General features: G+C 71.6%; 20 protein-coding genes. 11 read left to right on the forward strand and 9 right to left on the reverse strand.

The window, feature by feature from the left end:
* Nucleotides 1-228: 228 nt before the first annotated feature.
* The 3 genes from OP04_RS14840 to OP04_RS53315 all read right to left on the reverse strand — a co-directional run bounded on the left by OP04_RS14840 (nt 229) and on the right by OP04_RS53315 (nt 2,410).
* On the reverse strand, nt 229-1,128 hold the full coding sequence (locus OP04_RS14840; protein WP_157239830.1) for a ribokinase: 900 nt from the start codon (nt 1,126-1,128) through the stop codon (nt 229-231).
* Between the two features lie 208 nt (nt 1,129-1,336).
* Nucleotides 1,337-2,134, reverse strand: coding sequence for an ABC transporter ATP-binding protein (locus tag OP04_RS14845; protein ID WP_033340248.1), 798 nt, complete (start codon nt 2,132-2,134; stop codon nt 1,337-1,339).
* Nucleotides 2,135-2,218: 84 nt separating this feature from the next.
* Nucleotides 2,219-2,410: a hypothetical protein gene (locus OP04_RS53315; RefSeq protein ID WP_157239832.1), complete on the reverse strand. Its 192-nt coding sequence runs from the start codon at nt 2,408-2,410 to the stop codon at nt 2,219-2,221.
* A gap of 185 nt (nt 2,411-2,595) precedes the next feature.
* Between OP04_RS53315 and OP04_RS14850 the strand changes: the two genes are divergently transcribed.
* From OP04_RS14850 to OP04_RS53320, 3 genes are all read left to right on the forward strand, one after another.
* Complete coding sequence (locus OP04_RS14850) at nt 2,596-3,600, forward strand: ATP-binding cassette domain-containing protein (RefSeq protein WP_033340249.1); 1,005 nt, start codon at nt 2,596-2,598, stop codon at nt 3,598-3,600.
* Entirely contained in the window at nt 3,597-4,568 is a 972-nt protein-coding gene (locus OP04_RS14855; protein WP_033340250.1) for an ABC transporter permease subunit, read from the forward strand. Before OP04_RS14850 ends, OP04_RS14855 begins: the two co-directional genes overlap by 4 nt.
* A 209-nt stretch (nt 4,569-4,777) precedes the next feature.
* Nucleotides 4,778-5,236, forward strand: coding sequence for a hypothetical protein (locus OP04_RS53320; protein ID WP_157239834.1), 459 nt, complete (start codon nt 4,778-4,780; stop codon nt 5,234-5,236).
* 76 nt (nt 5,237-5,312) lie between these two features.
* Here OP04_RS53320 and OP04_RS14865 read toward each other — a convergent pair whose 3' ends face one another.
* The 3 genes from OP04_RS14865 to OP04_RS14875 all read right to left on the reverse strand — a co-directional run bounded on the left by OP04_RS14865 (nt 5,313) and on the right by OP04_RS14875 (nt 6,559).
* Nucleotides 5,313-5,675: a PLD nuclease N-terminal domain-containing protein gene (locus OP04_RS14865; RefSeq protein ID WP_033340252.1), complete on the reverse strand. Its 363-nt coding sequence runs from the start codon at nt 5,673-5,675 to the stop codon at nt 5,313-5,315.
* A 45-nt stretch (nt 5,676-5,720) separates the two neighbouring features.
* Complete coding sequence (locus OP04_RS14870) at nt 5,721-6,008, reverse strand: DUF202 domain-containing protein (RefSeq protein ID WP_157239836.1); 288 nt, start codon at nt 6,006-6,008, stop codon at nt 5,721-5,723.
* Between the two features lie 173 nt (nt 6,009-6,181).
* Entirely contained in the window at nt 6,182-6,559 is a 378-nt protein-coding gene (locus OP04_RS14875) for a YidH family protein (protein WP_033340297.1), read from the reverse strand.
* Between the two features lie 64 nt (nt 6,560-6,623).
* Between OP04_RS14875 and OP04_RS14880 the strand changes: the two genes are divergently transcribed.
* Nucleotides 6,624-7,439 carry a GNAT family N-acetyltransferase gene (locus OP04_RS14880; RefSeq protein ID WP_033340254.1) on the forward strand — a complete coding sequence of 272 codons (816 nt, stop codon included), beginning with the start codon at nt 6,624-6,626 and terminating at the stop codon, nt 7,437-7,439.
* A gap of 4 nt (nt 7,440-7,443) precedes the next feature.
* Here the strand turns inward: OP04_RS14880 and OP04_RS53325 are convergent, their stop codons facing one another.
* Nucleotides 7,444-7,596 carry a hypothetical protein gene (locus tag OP04_RS53325; RefSeq protein ID WP_157239840.1) on the reverse strand — a complete coding sequence of 51 codons (153 nt, stop codon included), beginning with the start codon at nt 7,594-7,596 and terminating at the stop codon, nt 7,444-7,446.
* Nucleotides 7,597-7,878: 282 nt separating this feature from the next.
* Between OP04_RS53325 and OP04_RS14885 the strand changes: the two genes are divergently transcribed.
* The 7 genes from OP04_RS14885 to OP04_RS14915 all read left to right on the forward strand — a co-directional run bounded on the left by OP04_RS14885 (nt 7,879) and on the right by OP04_RS14915 (nt 14,820).
* Entirely contained in the window at nt 7,879-8,658 is a 780-nt protein-coding gene (locus OP04_RS14885; protein ID WP_033340255.1) for an electron transfer flavoprotein subunit beta/FixA family protein, read from the forward strand.
* Between the two features lie 17 nt (nt 8,659-8,675).
* Nucleotides 8,676-9,632 carry an electron transfer flavoprotein subunit alpha/FixB family protein gene (locus OP04_RS14890; RefSeq protein ID WP_033340256.1) on the forward strand — a complete coding sequence of 319 codons (957 nt, stop codon included), beginning with the start codon at nt 8,676-8,678 and terminating at the stop codon, nt 9,630-9,632.
* A gap of 325 nt (nt 9,633-9,957) precedes the next feature.
* A complete protein-coding gene (locus OP04_RS14895; RefSeq protein ID WP_033340298.1) occupies nt 9,958-11,136 on the forward strand; it encodes a cysteine desulfurase family protein in 1,179 nt (392 codons plus the stop codon).
* Between the two features lie 59 nt (nt 11,137-11,195).
* Nucleotides 11,196-12,275 carry a tRNA 2-thiouridine(34) synthase MnmA gene (gene mnmA / locus OP04_RS14900; RefSeq protein ID WP_033340257.1) on the forward strand — a complete coding sequence of 360 codons (1,080 nt, stop codon included), beginning with the start codon at nt 11,196-11,198 and terminating at the stop codon, nt 12,273-12,275.
* A gap of 216 nt (nt 12,276-12,491) precedes the next feature.
* Complete coding sequence (locus OP04_RS14905; RefSeq protein ID WP_033340258.1) at nt 12,492-13,505, forward strand: uroporphyrinogen decarboxylase/cobalamine-independent methonine synthase family protein; 1,014 nt, start codon at nt 12,492-12,494, stop codon at nt 13,503-13,505.
* A complete protein-coding gene (locus tag OP04_RS14910) occupies nt 13,502-14,308 on the forward strand; it encodes an aminotransferase class IV (protein ID WP_033340259.1) in 807 nt (268 codons plus the stop codon). Before OP04_RS14905 ends, OP04_RS14910 begins: the two co-directional genes overlap by 4 nt.
* 80 nt (nt 14,309-14,388) lie before the next feature.
* The gene (locus tag OP04_RS14915) at nt 14,389-14,820 is read left to right on the forward strand and encodes a ribonuclease domain-containing protein (RefSeq protein ID WP_033340260.1); all 432 of its coding nucleotides are present in this window, start codon (nt 14,389-14,391) and stop codon (nt 14,818-14,820) included.
* Nucleotides 14,821-14,877: 57 nt separating this feature from the next.
* Here the strand turns inward: OP04_RS14915 and OP04_RS14920 are convergent, their stop codons facing one another.
* Nucleotides 14,878-16,248, reverse strand: a complete 1,371-nt coding sequence (locus OP04_RS14920; RefSeq protein WP_033340261.1) for a TrpB-like pyridoxal phosphate-dependent enzyme — start codon at nt 16,246-16,248, stop codon at nt 14,878-14,880.
* Nucleotides 16,249-16,436: 188 nt separating this feature from the next.
* Nucleotides 16,437-16,673, reverse strand: a complete 237-nt coding sequence (locus OP04_RS14925) for a winged helix-turn-helix domain-containing protein (protein WP_033340262.1) — start codon at nt 16,671-16,673, stop codon at nt 16,437-16,439.
* Between the last annotated feature and the right edge of the window lie 654 nt (nt 16,674-17,327).

The raw sequence follows: 17,327 nt of genomic DNA on the forward strand, positions 1-17,327 counted from the left end.
TTTTCGTGCGCTCAACGTTGGTCGCGGTTGTTCTCGTGCGCTCAAAGTCGCGTGGCGCCTCGGTGCGGCTCAACGGTGGCTGGAGTCGTTCTCGCGCGCTCAATGTTGCGCGTTGCTTCCGCGCGCTCAACGTTGGTCAGAGTCGGTCGCGAGCGCTCAACCTTGGCTGCGGTTCCCGCGCGCTCAATCTTGATCGCGTGTCCGCCGGGCGCCACCCGGCGGCCGGGGTCAGGGGGCGGCGGCGTAGAGCGCGTCGATGTCGGCGCGCATGGGGAGGGAGTTGCTGGCGCCGAGGCGGCGAACGCAGGCGGCGCCGGCCGCGGCGGCCCAGCGGACCGCGTCAGGGAGCGGGCGGCCCTCGCCCCAGGCCACGGCGAGTGCGCCGGTGAACGCGTCGCCGGCCGCGGTCGAGTCGACGGTCTCCACCGGGTAGGCGGGGACGCGCAGGTCGGTGCCGTCGCGGTCGACGAACCAGGCGCCCTCGGAGCCGAGCGTCAGCACGGCGCGGGCCACGTGGTCCAGGAGCGCGCGCGGCTCGTCCCGGGTCCGGCCGGTGATCACGGCGGCCTCACCCTCGTTCACCACCAGCAGGTCGACCGCGTCCAGCAGCGCGCGGGGGAGCGTCTGGGCCGGTGCCGCGTTCAGGATCACCCGGGTCCCGGCCGCGTGTGCCGCGATCGCCGCCTCCGTGACCGTGGCGACCGGGATCTCCAGCTGGCAGACGAGCACGTCCGCGTCGCGTACCGCCGACAGTTCTTGATCTGTGAGGGTCGTGAACGCGGCGTTCGCGCCCGGCGTCGCGATGATCGAGTTCTCACCCTTGGTGTCGACCATGATGACGGCGACGCCGGAGGTGCCGTAGACGATCCGCACCCGGGACGCGTCGACGCCGGACGCGCCGAGGCGCGCCTTCAACGTCACGCCGAACGCGTCCGACCCGATCGCGCCCAGGAAGACCGTCTCCGCGCCGGCCCGCGCGGCCGCGATCGCCTGGTTGGCGCCCTTGCCGCCCGGCATCTGCAGGAACTCGGTGCCGAGCACGGTCTCGCCGGGCTGCGGCAGCCGCGGCGCGATGCCGACCAGGTCCATGTTCGCGCTGCCGGCCACGACCACACGCGTCATGCGGATGCCTCCACGATTTTCAGGCCGACACTGCGTTCAGGCCGGCACTGCGTTGATGCTGGCACAGTGGTCAGGCCGGCACAGTGGTCAGGCCGGCACAGGTTTCAGGCCGGCACAGGGTTCAGGCAGGACAGCGTTCTGGGCGCGCAGGGGTTCGGGCGCCGCGCGGGGTCCAGGACGGGGTTCGGGGCGCTGCGCGGGGTCCGGGCGCGGGTCAGGCCGCGCGGGCCGTGTATCGCCCGGCCGTGCGGTCGACCACCAGCGGCAGCCCGAAGGCCTTCGACAGGTTGTCGCCGGTGATCACGTCGGGGAGCAGGCCCTGGGCCACGACCGAGCCCTCGCGCAGCAGCAGCGCGTGGGTGAAGCCCGGCGGTATCTCCTCGACGTGGTGCGTGACCAGCACGGTCGCGGGCGCGTCCGGGTCCAGCGCGAGCGTGGAGAGCCGGCCGACCAGATCCTCGCGCGCGCCCAGGTCCAGCCCGGCGGCCGGCTCGTCGAGCAGCAGCATCTCCGGGTCGGTCATCAGCGCGCGGGAGATCAGCACCCGCTTGCGCTCGCCCTCGGAGAGCGTGCCGAACGTGCGGTCCGCCAGGTGACCGACGCCGAACTGGTGCAGCAGCGCCCGGCCGCGCGACTCGTCCTGCTTCTCGTAGCTCTCCCGCCACCGGCCCACGACGGACCAGGCCGCGGTGAGCACGGCGTCGACCACGCGCTCCTCGCCCGGGATCTGCTGCGCCAGGTGCGCGGTCGAGATGCCGATGCGGGTGCGCAGCTCGTTGACGTCGGTGCGGCCGAGCCGCTCGCCGAGCACGTCGACCGTGCCCGTGGTCGGGTGCAGCCGGCCCGAGGCCAGGTTGAGCAGCGTGGTCTTCCCGGCGCCGTTCGGGCCCAGCACCACCCACCGTTCGTCCAGCTCGACCTGCCAGGTCACGTCCCGCAACAGGTGCGCACCGGAACGTACGACGCTGGCCGATTCCAGGGCGATCACGAGATCCTCAGACACGCTCCCCATCCAACCACGAGACCTGCTGGTCTCCCGCCGAGGGAACCCGTGAACCCGTGGCGTGGTGGGTGGCAACGATCACGCCGCCGGGGGTCAGCCGTGATCCGGCAGCACGTTCGTGGGCCGCTCGGCGTACTGGCGGGGCTTTTGTTGCTGTTCGCCGTTATCGCCCCGGTGGTGATGGGCGCGGCCGCCGACCGCGGACGAGCGCGTCACCATCCCACTCTTTCTCGACGGCGGCAGCATGGGACTGCCCGAGGACTCCTGGTGCCGGTACGGGTTCACCTACGTGATCTTCGACGGCTATCGGGCCGCCAAGCCCCCGCGTCGCACTCGAGCCGCCTGTGGGGCAGGGACGAGCTGGACACGGTGTCCGCGCATCTGCCGGCCCGCAGGCGTGCGCGCGGCGCGGTGCGGCCTCCGGCGGAGCGCGGGCCTTAGGCTGCCCGCGTGACGACGAGGGGAGACGGATGCCACCGGTGATCGAGATCGCGGGGCTCCGCAAGGGGTACCGCAGGTTGCGCGGAGGGGTGCACCGCGCGCTGGACGGGTTCGACATGGTGGTGGAGCCCGGCCAGGTGCACGGCTTCCTCGGGCCGAACGGGTCCGGCAAGACCACCACGCTGCGGGCGCTGCTCGGGCTGGTCCGGGCGGACGCGGGCGAGATGCGCATCCTCGGGCAGCCCTCGCCGTCCGCGCTGCCGCAGGTGATCGGCCGGGTCGGCGCGATCGTGGAGAGTCCGCAGTTCTTCGGCAACATCAGCGGGCGCCGGATGCTCACGCTGCTGGCGACCGCGGGCGGCGTGCCCACGGCGCGCGTCGAGGAGGTGCTGGCGCAGGTCGGCCTGCGGGACCGCGGCAAGGACATCGTCAAGACCTACTCGCTCGGCATGAAGCAGCGGCTCGCGGTCGCGTCCGCGCTGCTCAAGGCGCCGGAGCTGCTGATCCTGGACGAGCCGGCGAACGGGCTGGACCCGGCCGGCATCCGCGAGATGCGTGACCTGGTCCGGCTGCTGGCGTCGCAGGGGGTCACGGTGCTGGTCTCCAGCCACATCCTCGCGGAGATCCAGCTCATCTGTGACTCGGTCACGATCATCTCGCGCGGCCGGCGGGTCCTGGCCGGGCCGGTGAGCGGCGTGCTGGCCAGCTTCGACTCCGGCGACTTCCGGATCCGGGTCGACGACCTGCCCCGCGCCGCGGACGTGCTGCGGGCCGACGGCGTGCAGGTCACCACCGGGCCGGACCACCTGGTCGCGCACCGGGTCGCCGCACCGGCCCGGCTGACCGAGCTGCTCGGCGGCAAGGGCCTGTGGATTTCCGAGCTGGCGCCGCTCACGCCGGACCTGGAGAGCGTCTTCCTGCAGCTCACCGCGACCGCGCCCCAGCCGGGCGCGGCGAAACAGGTGGACGACGCCGTGCTGCCGGCGGGCCCGCCGCCCGCGCCGAACGAGTTCGCCCCGGAGGTTCCCCGATGATCCGGAATCTGCTCCGGGCCGAGCTGATGCGCCTGTTCGGGCGCCGGTTCGTGCAGATCATGACCGTGCTGCTGCTCGGCGCGTGCGTGATCGCGGTGCTGAGCACGGTGGCCAGCTCGCACACGCCGACCGACGCGGAGCTGCGCCAGGCGGCCGGTGACGCGGCCGCCCAGTTCACGGACATGCAGCGCTACTACGAGACGTGCGTGGCCGCGCAGGGGCCGCAGGGCGAGTGCCCGCGGCCGGATCCGGCGCAGTACCGGATGGAGAACTACCTGACCGGCGTGTTCGTGTTCGCGAACGAGATCACCGGCCTGTTCTACTTCGTGGCGGTCTTCCTGGCGCTGTTCGGCTTCCTGGTCGGCGCGTCGTTCATCGGCGCGGAGATGACGTCCGGCGGCCTGACGAACCTGCTGCTCTGGCAGCCGCAACGGCCGGTCGTGCTGGGCGCGAAGCTGCTCACCGCGGTCGTGTCCGTGGGCGCGCTCGCCGTGCTGGTGATCGCGGGCTACCTCGGCGCGTTCTGGGGCGTGGCGTCGGTCAGCGGGCTCGCCGGCGACCTGTCCGGTCCGTTCTGGCCGGACCTGTTCGCGGTGGTCGCGCGCGCGATCGCGTTCGTCCTCGGGTTCACCGTGCTCGGGTTCTCGATCGCGGTGATCGGCCGGCACACGGCGGCGGCGCTGGGCACGGTCGCGGCGTACGCGGTGCTGTGGGAGGTGGGCCTGCGGATCGTGCTGGACACGGTCGACGCGGTGCGCCCGGACCGGTGGATGTTCAGCACGTACCTGGTCGCGTTCCTGGACGGGTCGATCGAGTTCTACGACGGCTGGTCGAACTGCGGGATGTACGCGGACTGTGCCAGCACGTACACCGTGACGTGGGTGCACGGCGCGCTGGCCGGCGGCGTGGTCGTGCTGGTGGCCGCCGCGAGCGCATTCGTGCTGACACAGCGGCGGGACATGGCCTGAAACGTCGAATGCGGACGGGGCTCGGCGCGGTCGCGTCGGGCCTCGCCTCATATGTCCGGTTATAAACCTTAAAGACGTGCGTAGGACGCAGGATCAACCGTTCGGCTATAACTCTGGGTCATTGCACGATTCCATGCTGTTAGGTCTGGGGAAAGCGACATGATCCTCCAGTAGCCCTTTTCGGGGCACTTTGGAAGGAGATGTCTTAAATGCGTAGTGTGAAGCGTTCCGTTGCCCTTGCCATCGTCGCGATCGCAGCCGGTGGCGCCGTCAGCCTCGGGGCGGCCGGAGCCGCCCAGGCCGCCCCGCACAGCGGCCAGGCCGTGAGCATCAGCCACAAGGCCGGCTGGGACGACCACAAGGACTGGAAGAACAAGGGCAAGGGCAAGGGCTGGGACCGCGACCGGGACCACGACAACAACTGGGGCGACGGCCACGGCAACGGCTGGGGCAATGGCCACGGCAACGGCTGGGGCAACGGTCACGGCAACGGCTGGAACAAGCACGTGAAGTGGTCCTACGCCGGGTCGTACCACAGCTGGAAGATCTGCGAGAAGGTCGGCCGCGCGGGTGAGCTCACCAACCGCTGGAACGACTCGAAGTGCGTCGGCAACGGCTGGGGCGGCGGCGCGAAGCTGTTCGTGAAGAAGTACCGCTGGGGCTGGTGATCGATCGGCCGGGCGCGATCGCTCTCAGTCGCGCCCGGCCGTTCTCCCGTGCCGATCGGGCAGGGAGGAACGGGCGTCAGGCCTCGTCGTTCTCGTTGCGGCGGGCCTCGTCCTCGCGGCGGCGCAGGTCGTCCTCCCAGCGCTCGAACAGCTCACGGTCACGCCTGGCCTTGTCCGCGTCGAGCGTGCGCAGGAAGTCGGGATCGTCGTCCGGTGCGGGCGGGCGCGGGGGTGCCGTGTCCGACCCCGCGCCGGGCCGGTCCCGGCCGGCGATGAACCACAGGACCGGGCCGACCACCGGGAGCAGGATGATCACCGCGGCCCAGAGCAGCCGGGGCAGGCTGCGGATCTCGCCGGGTTCCGCCGAGAGGCAGCTGATCAGGGCCACGACCGCCATCGCGATCTGCAGCAGGAAGACGAGCGCGAACAGACGAGCCATCTCGCAATGATGCCGCGCGGACGGGCGGATCGGCAGTCGGCGACATCAGAGGATCATCAAGACGGTGCCGAGCATCGCATATCCGACCGTCAGAATTGCGCAAAGTAGTAGCGCGTGGCCGTTCAGTGAGGTCCGGCCGTGCTTCAGCGCGCCGACCCGCTGCCACACCACGAGGAGCGCGATCACGCACGCGGTGGCCGCGGCGATCACGCACGCGAGCGCGATCGGCCAGGGCGCGTCGCCGGTGAGCGCGAGACGCGCGAAGAGCAGCGTGACCGCGGCGAACGACATCGCGGTCCGCCGCCACGCCAGCCCGGTCCGGATGATCGGCACCCCGGGCCCGTGCACGGGCTGGGTCACGGAGCGGCCCGGCGGAGCGACGTCACCGGGCGGCTCGGCACGTCAGACGTGATCGTGCGGCCCGGCCGGCCCGGCGACAAGAGGCAGCCCGCGTCAACGGGCAGCCCGCGTCAACGGGTGGCCCGGCGTCAACGGGTGGCCTGGCGTCAACGGGTGGCCTGGTAGAGCAGGACCGCGGCCAGGGCCAGCGCGCCGAGCGTCACGCCCGCGGCCAGCAGTGCCGGGAAGTGGGACGGCGGCAGATCCTGGTCCAGACGCATCGCCCGTTCGGTGCGGGTCCAGTGGCGCACGGAGTGGAACGCGACCGCGCCGCCGAGCAGGAGCAGCACCACCGCGATCGTCTCGCGCAGGTGGGTCAGCGGCATCCGGGGCAGGAACTGGAACGCGGCCAGGCCGCCCGCGACCAGCGCCAGGCCGGTGCGGATCCAGGCCAGGAACGTGCGCTCGTTGGCCAGGGAGAAACGGTAGTCCGGCGTCGAGCCGACCCGGCGGACGTCGCCCGGGTCGAACCAGCTCTTCCACAGCGCGCGCACGACACCGACCCTAACCGGCTCGCGGAGGTGCGGTCGCTGTGATGGGCTGGTCATCATGACCACATCCGATCTTGACGCTCGCGCGCTGCTCGCCACCTACGATGCCCAGTTGCGCGCGCACATGCCCGATCCGCTGCCGGACGGCGCGACCGTGGAGCGCGACGGGCCGCTGCTGCGCCTGCGGGGCCTGGACGAGGGCGGCTTCCTCACCTACACCGATCTGGGCGGGCTCGACGGCGCGGAGCTGGACGCGCTGATCGCGCGCCAGACCGCGTACTTCACCGAGCGCGGCCAGAGCGTGGAGTGGAAGCTGCACGGCCACGACCTCCCGGCGGATCTGGCGGACCGGCTGACCGCGGCCGGGTTCGTGCCGGAGGAGACCGAGACCGTGATCGTCGGCGCGGTGGCACCGCTCGCGGCCGCGATCCCGGTGGTTCCCGAGGGGGTGCGCCTGCGCGAGGTGACGTCGCGCGACGAGCTGGACCGGATCGCCCGGCTCGGCGAGGCGATCTACCCGGCCACGTCGCGGACCTGGTGGGCGGACGGCATGGAGCGGGAGATCGCGGCGGACCCGCAGTCGGTCACGATCGTGATCGCGGAGACCGACGACGACGCCCGCACGCTGGTCTGTGCCGGCTGGATCCGCTACATCGCCGGCACCGCGTTCGGCACGCTGTGGGGCGGCGGCACGCTGCCCGAGTACCGGCGGCGCGGCATCTACAAGGCGCTGGTCGCCTACCGGGCGCGCCTCGCGGACCAGCGCGGCTTCACGCTGCTCCAGGTCGACGCGTCCGACGAGAGCCGCCCGATCCTGGAGCGCCTCGGCTTCACGCCGCTGACCACCACGACGCCGTTCGTCTTCCGGCCCTAGAAGGTCAAACGCTCCACAGCGCGCGTACGGCCGCGCGCACGCACTCGTCCCGGAGGCGGCCGCAGACGCAGAGATGGTCGTCCGGCCGTTTCCGGCGATGGTGGCCGAACGCGGTCACGTCGCCGAGGAACCAGCGTCCCGCCGTGGGTGTCGCCACCCGCGTTGCGGTGATTTGAGATGACATATCACGACCCCTCCCGCCTGCTCGACTGTAGCGTTTTTCGGGTGCGCCCGGGTGAGGTGTGTCACTCTCCGTGGCCATTTCGTGGAATCTACCAGTGGGTAACATAGGCCGTGGCCAAGTCCACACGCACGGTGGTTGACCTGGCCGAGACGGCCGGGCAAGCCTGGACGAGCCCCGGCTGCACCCAGGACTTGGTCCGGACGAGAATTCATGCGTCGGGCGAGAACCGTTTAACAGGAGGGTCGTCGAAGCGCGATGAACATTGTGGTACTGGTCAAGCAGGTGCCGGACTCCGGCGCCGAACGGTCTCTGCGTGCTGACGACAACACCGTGGACCGCGGTGCGGCGAGCAACGTCATCAACGAGATGGACGAGTACGCCATCGAGGAGGCGCTGAAGATCACCGAGGCGCACGGCGGCGAGGTCACGGTGCTCACCATGGGCCCGGCCGGCGCGTCCGACTCGATCCGCAAGGCGCTCTCCATGGGCCCGGCCAAGGCCGTGCACATCGTCGACGACGCGCTGCGCGGGTCCTGTGCCGTGTCCACCTCCAAGGTGATCGCGGCCGCGCTCGGCGGGCTGAACGCGGACATCATCCTCTGCGGTTCCGAGTCCACGGACGGTCGCGTGCAGGTGCTCCCGCACATGCTCGCGGAGCGGCTCGGCGTCGCGGCGCTCACCGGCGCGCGCAAACTCACGGTCGACGGCAGCACGCTGACCATCGAACGGCAGACCGACGAGGGGTACGAGGTGGTCACCGCCTCCACACCGGCCGTCGTCTCGGTGTGGGACACGATCAACGAGCCGCGGTACCCGTCCTTCAAGGGCATCATGGCCGCGAAGAAGAAGCCGGTGGACACGAAGTCCCTGGCCGACCTGGGCGTGGACGCCTCCGAGGTCGGCTTCGCGGGCGCCACCAGCACCGTCCTCGACCACGCGCAGCGCCCGCCGCGCTCGGCCGGTCAGAAGGTCGTCGACGAGGGTGACGGCGGCGTGAAGCTGGTCGAGTACCTCGCCACCGAGAAGTTCGTCTGAGAAGGGGCTGCACAGACATGGCAGAAGTACTCGTCGTCGTCGAGGCCGCGGCCTCGGGCGTGAAGAAGGTCACCCTGGAACTGCTCACGCTCGCGCGTGAGATCGGCACCCCGGCCGCGGTCGTGCTCGGCGGCCCCGGCGCGGCCGAGGCGCTCACCGCCCGGCTCGCGGAGTACGGCGCGGAGAAGATCTACGCGGCCGAGAGCGAGGAGATCGACGGCTACCTGGTCGCTCCGAAGGCGACGGTCGTGGCCGAGCTGGTCAAGCGTGTCTCTCCGGCGGCCGTGCTGCTCGCCTCCACCCAGGAGGGCAAGGAGATCGCGGCCCGGCTCGCGATCAAGCTGGACAACGGCGTGCTCACGGACGCGGTCGGCCTGGACGCGGACGGCACGGCCACCCAGGTCGCGTTCGCCGGCGCCACCATCGTGAAGTCCAAGGTCACGCGCGGTCTGCCGATCGTGGCGCTCCGGCCGAACTCGCTGACCCCGGTGCCGGCCCCGGCGTCCCCGTCCGTCGAGTCGCTCACGGTCACCGCGACCGAGTCCGACAAGCTGGCGAAGGTCGTGGAGCGCGTCGCGGAGCAGAAGGGCGCGCGCCCGGAGCTTTCCGAGGCGTCCGTGGTCGTCTCCGGCGGCCGCGGCGTGGCCAGCGCGGACAACTTCAAGCTGGTCGAGGAGCTGGCCGACCTGCTCGGCGGCGCGGTCGGCGCGTCCCGCGCGGCGGTCGACTCCGGCTTCTACCCGCACCAGTTCCAGGTCGGGCAGACCGGTAAGACGGTGTCGCCGCAGCTCTACATCGCGCTCGGCATCTCCGGCGCGATCCAGCACCGGGCCGGCATGCAGACCTCGAAGACGATCGTCGCGGTGAACAAGGACACCGAGGCGCCGATCTTCGAGCTGGCCGACTACGGCGTGGTGGGCGACCTGAACAAGGTCGTGCCGCAGGCCGCGGACGAGATCCGCAAGCGCAGGTAACACACCGACGTAAGGGGCCGGGCAGGCTGTGCCCGGCCCCTTACGCGTCCGCAGCACCCGGGGTGAGGGCTCTCCTGCGGATCATCCGAGGCCTGAGCTTCTGGTCGTCGCTCCGCTCCTCCGGCTCGGCGCCTTGGTTCCGACCTGTAGATGGCGGTTTCGGGCGGACGAAGAGCATGCCCACCCTCAATCATCATCTGCGGTCGGCGGCGCCTCACGTCGTACCGTGGCGGGATTGTGGGTTTTGGTGGGGTTTGAGTGGGGGTGCTCAGACTGTGGTCAGGGCCGATGGAGCGAACGGTAAGGACCGGTAGGCTTAGGGGTGATGGCCTACCTGGATCACGCCGCGACCACGCCGATGCTCAGCGAGGCGCTCGAGGCATATGTCGCCACCGCCCGAGAGGTCGGCAACGCATCGTCGTTGCATGCCGCCGGGCGACACGCACGTCAGCGCGTCGAGGAGTCCCGGGAACGGATCGGGGCCGCGCTCGGCGCGCGTCCCTCCGAGGTGATCTTCACCAGCGGCGGCACCGAGAGCGACAACCTCGCGGTCAAGGGCACGTTCTGGGCCCGGCGCGCCAAGGACGGCGCCCGCAACCGCGTCGTGGCCAGCGGCGTCGAGCACCACGCGGTCATGGACGCGGTCGACTGGCTGGTCGCGCACGAGGGCGCCACCGCGGGCTGGCTGGACGCGGACGAGACCGGCCTGATCACGCCGGCCACGCTCGCGGCCGAGCTGGACGCGCATGCGGACCGGGTCGCCGTGGTCACCGTGATGTGGGCCAACAACGAGGTCGGCACGCTGCAGCCGGTCGCGGAGCTGGCCGCGCTCGCGGCCGCGCACGGCATCCCGTTCCACACCGACGCGGTCCAGGCCGTCGGGCAGGTCCCGGTCGACTTCGCCGCCAGCGGCGCGTCCGCGCTCACGGTCACCGGCCACAAGGTCGGCGGCCCGGTCGGCGTCGGCGCGCTGCTGCTCGGCCGCGACGTGGCGGTCACGCCGCTGCTGCACGGCGGCGGCCAGGAGCGCGACGTGCGTTCCGGCACCCTCGACGCGGCCGGCATCGTCGCGTTCGCGGTCGCGGTCGAAACCGCGGTCAAGAACCAGCAGGAGTACGCGGCCCGCGTCGGCGGACTGCGCGACCGGCTCGTCGACGGCGTCCTCGCCGTGGTGCCGGACGCGATCCTGAACGGTTCCGCCGCGCACCGCCTGCCCGGGAACGCGCACTTCTCGTTCCCCGGCTGCCAGGGCGACGCGCTCCTGCTGCTGCTGGACGCGCAGGGCATCGACTGCTCCACCGGCTCCGCCTGCTCGGCCGGCGTGGCCCAGCCGTCGCACGTGCTGGTCGCCATGGGGGCGGACGACGACCGCGCGCGCTCGTCGCTGCGGTTCACGCTCGGGCACACCTCCACGGCCGCCGACGTCGACGCGCTGATCACCGCGCTGCCCGCCGCGGTCGAACGCGCGCGCCGGGCCGGCGTCATCAAGTCCGTGCTGGGCTGAAACCCGCTTTCCGCGCGGCGTACCGTTGATCTGAGCTTCATCCGGGGAGGGTGTTTCACGTGCGTGTTCTCGCGGCGATGTCCGGCGGTGTCGACTCGGCGGTGGCGGCGGCGCGCGCCGTCGAAGCCGGCCACGACGTCACCGGCGTCCACCTGGCGCTCTCCCGCAACCCGCAGACGTTCCGGACCGGCGCGCGCGGCTGCTGCACGATCGAGGACTCGCGCGACGCCCAGCGGGCCGCCGACGTGCTCGGTATTCCGTACTACGTGTGGGACATGGCCGAGCGCTTCCACGCGGACGTGGTCGACGACTTCGTGGCGGAGTACGCGGCCGGCCGCACGCCCAACCCCTGCCTGCGCTGCAACGAGAAGATCAAGTTCGCGGCCGTGCTGGACCGGGCGATCGCACTCGGCTTCGACGCGGTCGTCACCGGCCATCACGCCCGCCTCGGCGCGGACGGCCTGCTCCGGCGCAGCGTCGACCTGCCGAAGGACCAGTCCTATGTGCTGGCCGTGCTCAACCGTGCGCAACTGGACCACTCCGTCTTCCCGCTCGGCGACTCGACCAAGGCCGAGGTACGGGCCGAGGCCGCCCGCCGCGGCCTGGGCGTCGCGGAGAAGCCGGACTCGCACGACATCTGCTTCATCGCGGACGGCGACACCCGCGGGTTCCTGGAGTCGCGGCTCGGCTCCGCACCCGGCGACATCGTGGACTCGTCCACCGGCGAGGTGGTGGGCGCGCACGGCGGCGCCTACGCCTACACGGTCGGGCAGCGCAAGGGGCTCGGGCTGACCGTGCCGGCGGCGGACGGGCGGCCGCGCTACGTGCTGTCGATCACCCCGAAGACGAACACGGTGACGGTGGGGCCGGCGGCCGCGCTGGAGGTGTCCACGGTGCACGCGGGGAAGCCGGTGTGGACCGGGCTCCCGGCGGACTTCGCGGGGGAGCTGGACTGCGTGGTGCAGCTGCGGGCACACGGCGAGACGTATCCGGCGCGGGTGACCGTGGCGGACGGCGAGCTGGTGGCGTCGCTGAGCACGCCGGCGCGCGGGGTGGCGGCCGGGCAGGCGCTGGTGGTGTACCGGCCGGAGGCGGACGGGGACGTCGTGCTGGGGTCGGGGACGATCACGCACACGTGAGCGGGCCCGTCTGTGGCGGGGCGGCCGGGTGATGCCGGCCTGCGCTCTGTGCGCTGCGGGCCGGGTGCTGCGGGCCGGGTGCTGCGGGCCCGAAATTTCGCCATAAAGCTGGTCGCAGAGTCGGCCGGGCGCGCCCTCTCGTCGTACCCGCGAACGGGGTTGATCTTTTGTGCTCTGCGCGTGGGGTGACCGATCGTGCTCAGTAGAGTCGGCGGCATGAGCGAACCAGCGGCCTGGCCGTGGCCCGAAGGCGCGTCGACCGGGATCGGATCGCTGCCCGGGACCGACGTCGCCGAGGCCCAGCGGATGATCCTCGGGGAACTGCCCGACTTCCCGCACCTGCCGGAGCTGCCCGCGCGCGGGCCGGGCGCGGACCTGATCGGTCGCGGCGCCGGCTTCCTGGTCGAGCTGCCCGTCGAGCTGTACGCCGGGCGCTGGCGCGTCGCCGCCCGGCCCGGCAAGGATCTGCGGCGCACCCGTGACCTGCTGGATCGCGACGTCGACCAGCTCACCGAGCAGGCGGCCGAATTCACCGGGCCGGTGAAGGTGCAGGCGGCCGGCCCATGGACGCTCGCGGCGAGCATCGAGCTGCCGATCGGCGGGCGGCTGCTGCGCGATCACGGCGCGGTCCGGGACCTGGCCGCCTCGCTCGCGGAAGGGCTCGCGCTGCACGTCCGCGACATCGCGACCCGGCTCCCCGGCGCCACCGTCGTGCTGCAGCTGGACGAGCCGTCCATGCCGGCCGCGCTCGCCGCGCGCGTGCCGACCGAGAGCGGGCTGGGCACCTACCGTGCGGTGCAGCCGGCGCTCGCCGCCGAGCTGCTGCGACTCGTCGTGGACGCGGTCGGCGTGCCGGTGATCGTGCACTGCTGCGCGCCGGACGTGCCGCTCGACGTGGTGCGCGACTCCGGCGCGGCCGGCGTCGCGCTCGACCTGTCCCTGGTCACGAAGCTGGACCCGCTCGGCGAGGCGATCGATGCGGGCCTGGGCCTGCTCGCGGGCGCCGGGCCGACGCTCCCGCAGGCGCGCACGGTCACGTCCGCCGCGGTCGCGGACCGGGTCCGCAAGGTGTGGCGTGACCTGGGCTTCCCGGCCACGCAGCTGGCACGGCAGGTCGTGATCACGCCGGCCTGCGGGCTCGCGGGCGCGACCCCGGCGTTCGCGCGCGAGGCGCTGGCGGCGTGCCGGGACGCGGGCCGGCGGCTGCACGAGGCGGCGGACGTCCGATGAGCGCTCCGCACACGGTGACCGAGCTGGACGGGGCCGAGGCGGGCGCGGACCTGCTGTGGGCGCTGGCGGTCAGCAACTACGGGCACTTCACGTCCATGCAGGTGCGCGACGGTGCGGTCCAGGGGCTCGACCATCACCTGGAACGGCTGGACCGGCAGTCCCGGGAGCTGTTCGGGCGCGGCCTGCCCGCGGACCGGGTGCGCGAGCACGTGCGGCACGCGCTCGCCGGCGTGCCGGACGCGTCCGTGCGCGTGGCCGTCTACTCCGGCGAGGGGCGGCGGCCGTCCGCGGTCGCGCCCGCGGAGCTGCACGTGGTGGTCACGGCCGGTCCGCCGGTCGCGGCGGAGGAGTCGCGGGTGCGCGTGTGCACGGTCGCGTACGAGCGGGATCTGCCGGCGGTGAAGCACGTGGCGACGTTCGGGCTGACGTACCACTGGCGGCGGGCGCAGGGCCTGGGCTTCGACGACGCGCTGTTCGTGGACCGGAACGGCCTGGTCAGCGAGGGCACGGTCTGGAACGTCGGCTTCTTCGACGGCACCGGCGTGGTGTGGCCGGAGGCGGCGATGCTGCCCGGCGTGTCCATGCGGGTGCTCCAGGACGGGCTCGACCTGCGCGGCGTGCCGTGGTCGGTGCGGCCGGTGCCGGTGTCCGAGGCAGGACGGTTCCCGTTCGCGTTCTCGTCCAACTCGATCAACCCGGTGCGGCCGCTGGCGGCGATCGACGCGGTGACGTTCGCGCCGGACCCGGCCGTGGCGGAGCTGCTCTCGTCCGCGTACCGGGCCACTCCCGCACGGACGGTATGACCCGGAAATGACGGCTGTCGGGGACGGCGACAGGGGCCCGAGAATCCTTCCATAGATGTCTGCTTATCTATGGAGGAGCCATGGAGTCAGCTGTCCTCGTTCACGCCCGGCAGGGTCTCGCACGCGTGCTGACGCTCTTCGCGCTGGTCGCAGCGCTGATCGTCGGGCCCGCGATCGTGGCACCGACGTTCACGTCCGCGGCCGAGGCGACCGTCTACTCGTCGTGCACGATCAGCGGATGCACCGCGGCACGGACCGCGCGGTCGGGCTGGTCGGACCGGGGCTTCCCGACCGGCCGAGGCTGGTACACGTGGGGGAGCCAGTACAACTTCGCCGGCGGGCAGTTCTACAACCGGGAGGGGCAGCTGCCGTCCGGGGCGACGTATTACGAGTACGACGTCTATCCGCGGGCGAACGGCGCCGCACGCGACGCGCACCGCATCGTGATCAACCGGAGCAGCGGCGTGACCTGGTACAGCCCGAACCACTACACCGATTTCTATCGGCTGTAGGCGTTCTTTCACCGGGCCCTGTGGGGCGGCAGGGGCCTGCCACCCCACAGGATCGGATCACGCGGGTACGGACGGGAGGTTCGCGATCGCGGCCGCGAGCTGCGCGTCCGTGGGTGCGTGGTCGGTCATCTCGCCGGCCAGGTAGGCGCCGTAGGCGGCCAGGTCCAAGTGGCCGTGCCCGCAGAGCGCGGTGAGGATGACCTTCGGCTCACCCGACTCCTTGCAGCGCAGCGCCTCGTCGATGCAGGCCGCGAGCGCGTGCGTCGGCTCCGGCGCCGGGACGATGCCCTCGGCGCGCGCGAACCGGACGCCGGCCGCGAAACACTCGCTCTGCGCGATCGCGACCGCCTCGATCAGGCCCAGCGCGTAGACGTGCGAGATGAGCGGCGACATGCCGTGGTAGCGCAGGCCGCCCGCGTGGATCGGGTCCGGGATGAAGTCGTGGCCGAGCGTGTGCATCTTCATCAGCGGCGTCATGCCCGCGGTGTCGCCGAAGTCGTACGCGTAGACGCCCTTCGTCAGCGACGGGCAGCTGGCCGGCTCGACCGCGCGGATCGTCACGTCCAGATTCCCGGCCAGCTTCTCGCGCAGGAACGGGAACGTGAGCCCGCCGAAGTTCGAGCCGCCGCCGGTGCAGCCGACGATCACGTCCGGCGTGACGCCGATCTTTGCGAACTGGAGCAGCGCCTCCTCGCCGATCACGGTCTGGTGCAGCAGCACGTGGTTGAGGACGCTGCCGAGCGCGTAGTTCGTGTCCGCGTGCTGCGCGGCGACCTCGACCGCCTCGGAGATGGCGATGCCGAGCGAGCCCGGACTCGCCGGGTCCCGCTCCAGGACCGCGCGTCCGGCCGCGGTCAGCGGCGACGGGGACGGGTGGATCACGCCCCCGAACGTCTCGATCATGATTTTGCGGTACGGCTTCTGGTCGTACGAGGCCCGGACCTGCCACACCTCACACTCCAGCCCGAACTGCGCCGCCGCGAAACTGAGCGCGGTGCCCCACTGCCCCGCACCGGTCTCCGTGGTCAGGCGCCGGATGCCGGCCGCGGCGTTGTAGTAGGCCTGCGGGACCGCGGTGTTGGGCTTGTGCGAGCCGGCGGGGGAGACGCCCTCGTACTTGTAGTAGATCTTCGCCGGCGTGCCGAGCGCCCTCTCCAGGCGGCGGGCCCGGTACAGCGGCGACGGCCGCCACAGGCGGTAGACGTCGAGCACGTCCTCCGGGATGTCGACGTAGCGCGCGTCCGTGACCTCCTGCTCGATCAGCGCCATCGGGAACAGCGGCGCGAGATCGTCCGGCCCGACCGGCGCCAGCGTGCCCGGGTGCAGGACCGGTGGAGGCGGGGAGGGCAGGTCCGCGACGAGGTTGTACCAGCGTCGCGGCATCTCGGACTCGTCGAGCAGCACCTTGGTGACGTTCTGATCGGTCACGTCTGTCGCACCTGCTTAGGACTCGTGGCACCGGCCGTCCGCACGGGTGCACCCTGCCCGCGACGCTAACCCCGCCGGTTCGTGCGCGGGGTCGTGCGCCGTCGCGACCGGCCGGACGATCATCCGTTTGGGATGGACGGTGCGCCCCGGTCCCGTCCCTGCCGGTTGGCCGGTGTCTTCAGTCCTGCCTACTCGTCGGCGGGGGCGCCCGGCTTGTGGCGCACGTACACGCCCTCGCCCTGATAGCCGACGAGCAGATTCTCGGCCTTGAGCATGTTGATGACGGTGTTGAGCGTGCCGTACGAAATCTCGTACTGTTCTATGAGCAATCGGGTGGACGGCATCTTGTGGCCCGGGGGCAACTCGCCGCTGAGAATCTGTGCCCGGATGGCCAGGCGCACCCGGTCCTTCTTCGAAACCCCCATGGTTTCCTTCTCCTTCTCTTCTCGGCTCGCGACGCCAAGTAGATCAGGGCAGCGAAAACTACGTCTACCAAGTCGATTAGGTTGACATGGTCGATCTAATCGATTACGTGGTCTTGAGCTGCGGCTATGGAAAGGGTGCTTCGACGATTCCCTATGACTCGCGGCGCCGAGTCGCTGAGGAGCGCCCTGGGCGGGTGGCTTGCCTGTGTGCGGCGGGCCGCGGGTGGCGGGCTGCGGGTGGCGTAGTGACGCACTGCCTGCGGCCTTCTCTGTCGGCACCGGGCTCCGGTGCGGTGGCGGCGCGGACCTGGTGGCGGTGCGGACCTGGAGGCCGCGTGGGCGGCTGAAGGCCACGCGGGCTGAAGGATATGTGGGCTGTGCGGGTTGAATGCCGTGCGGTTTCGAAGAGCACGTGGATCTGGTGACCGTGTTGACCCGGTGACCCGGTGGCCGTCACCTCGGCGAACGACTGGTTCGGCGTGCCGGTCACCGGCGCGAACCTGGACATCCGATGCTTTCGGGTCGCGATGGCCGAATCTTCGATGTAATCCCTTGGTGACCGTCGACCGTGGACTGACCTACGTCGCCGTAAATGCATAATCGACATAGTCGAGTAGGTGGCCTAAGCTGAGGGTCGCCTCTTCTCGGCTCGCA

Origin of the sequence: Catenuloplanes japonicus, assembly GCF_000717135.1 — a bacterium.
Taxonomy (GTDB): Bacteria; Actinomycetota; Actinomycetes; order Mycobacteriales; family Micromonosporaceae; genus Catenuloplanes; species Catenuloplanes japonicus.

What these genes read in the sequence shown, in the direction of transcription:
- OP04_RS14845 (WP_033340248.1), bottom strand. Translation starts at nt 2,134, where the DNA reads ATGGGGAGCGTGTCTGAGGATCTCGTGATCGCCCTGGAATCGGCCAGC.
- OP04_RS14850 (WP_033340249.1), top strand. Translation starts at nt 2,596, where the DNA reads ATGCCACCGGTGATCGAGATCGCGGGGCTCCGCAAGGGGTACCGCAGG.
- OP04_RS14855 (WP_033340250.1), top strand. Translation starts at nt 3,597, where the DNA reads ATGATCCGGAATCTGCTCCGGGCCGAGCTGATGCGCCTGTTCGGGCGC.
- OP04_RS53320 (WP_157239834.1), top strand. Translation starts at nt 4,778, where the DNA reads ATGCGTAGTGTGAAGCGTTCCGTTGCCCTTGCCATCGTCGCGATCGCA.
- OP04_RS14865 (WP_033340252.1), bottom strand. Translation starts at nt 5,675, where the DNA reads ATGGCTCGTCTGTTCGCGCTCGTCTTCCTGCTGCAGATCGCGATGGCG.
- OP04_RS14880 (WP_033340254.1), top strand. Translation starts at nt 6,624, where the DNA reads ATGACCACATCCGATCTTGACGCTCGCGCGCTGCTCGCCACCTACGAT.
- OP04_RS14885 (WP_033340255.1), top strand. Translation starts at nt 7,879, where the DNA reads ATGAACATTGTGGTACTGGTCAAGCAGGTGCCGGACTCCGGCGCCGAA.
- OP04_RS14890 (WP_033340256.1), top strand. Translation starts at nt 8,676, where the DNA reads ATGGCAGAAGTACTCGTCGTCGTCGAGGCCGCGGCCTCGGGCGTGAAG.
- OP04_RS14895 (WP_033340298.1), top strand. Translation starts at nt 9,958, where the DNA reads ATGGCCTACCTGGATCACGCCGCGACCACGCCGATGCTCAGCGAGGCG.
- OP04_RS14905 (WP_033340258.1), top strand. Translation starts at nt 12,492, where the DNA reads ATGAGCGAACCAGCGGCCTGGCCGTGGCCCGAAGGCGCGTCGACCGGG.
- OP04_RS14910 (WP_033340259.1), top strand. Translation starts at nt 13,502, where the DNA reads ATGAGCGCTCCGCACACGGTGACCGAGCTGGACGGGGCCGAGGCGGGC.
- OP04_RS14915 (WP_033340260.1), top strand. Translation starts at nt 14,389, where the DNA reads ATGGAGTCAGCTGTCCTCGTTCACGCCCGGCAGGGTCTCGCACGCGTG.
- OP04_RS14925 (WP_033340262.1), bottom strand. Translation starts at nt 16,673, where the DNA reads ATGGGGGTTTCGAAGAAGGACCGGGTGCGCCTGGCCATCCGGGCACAG.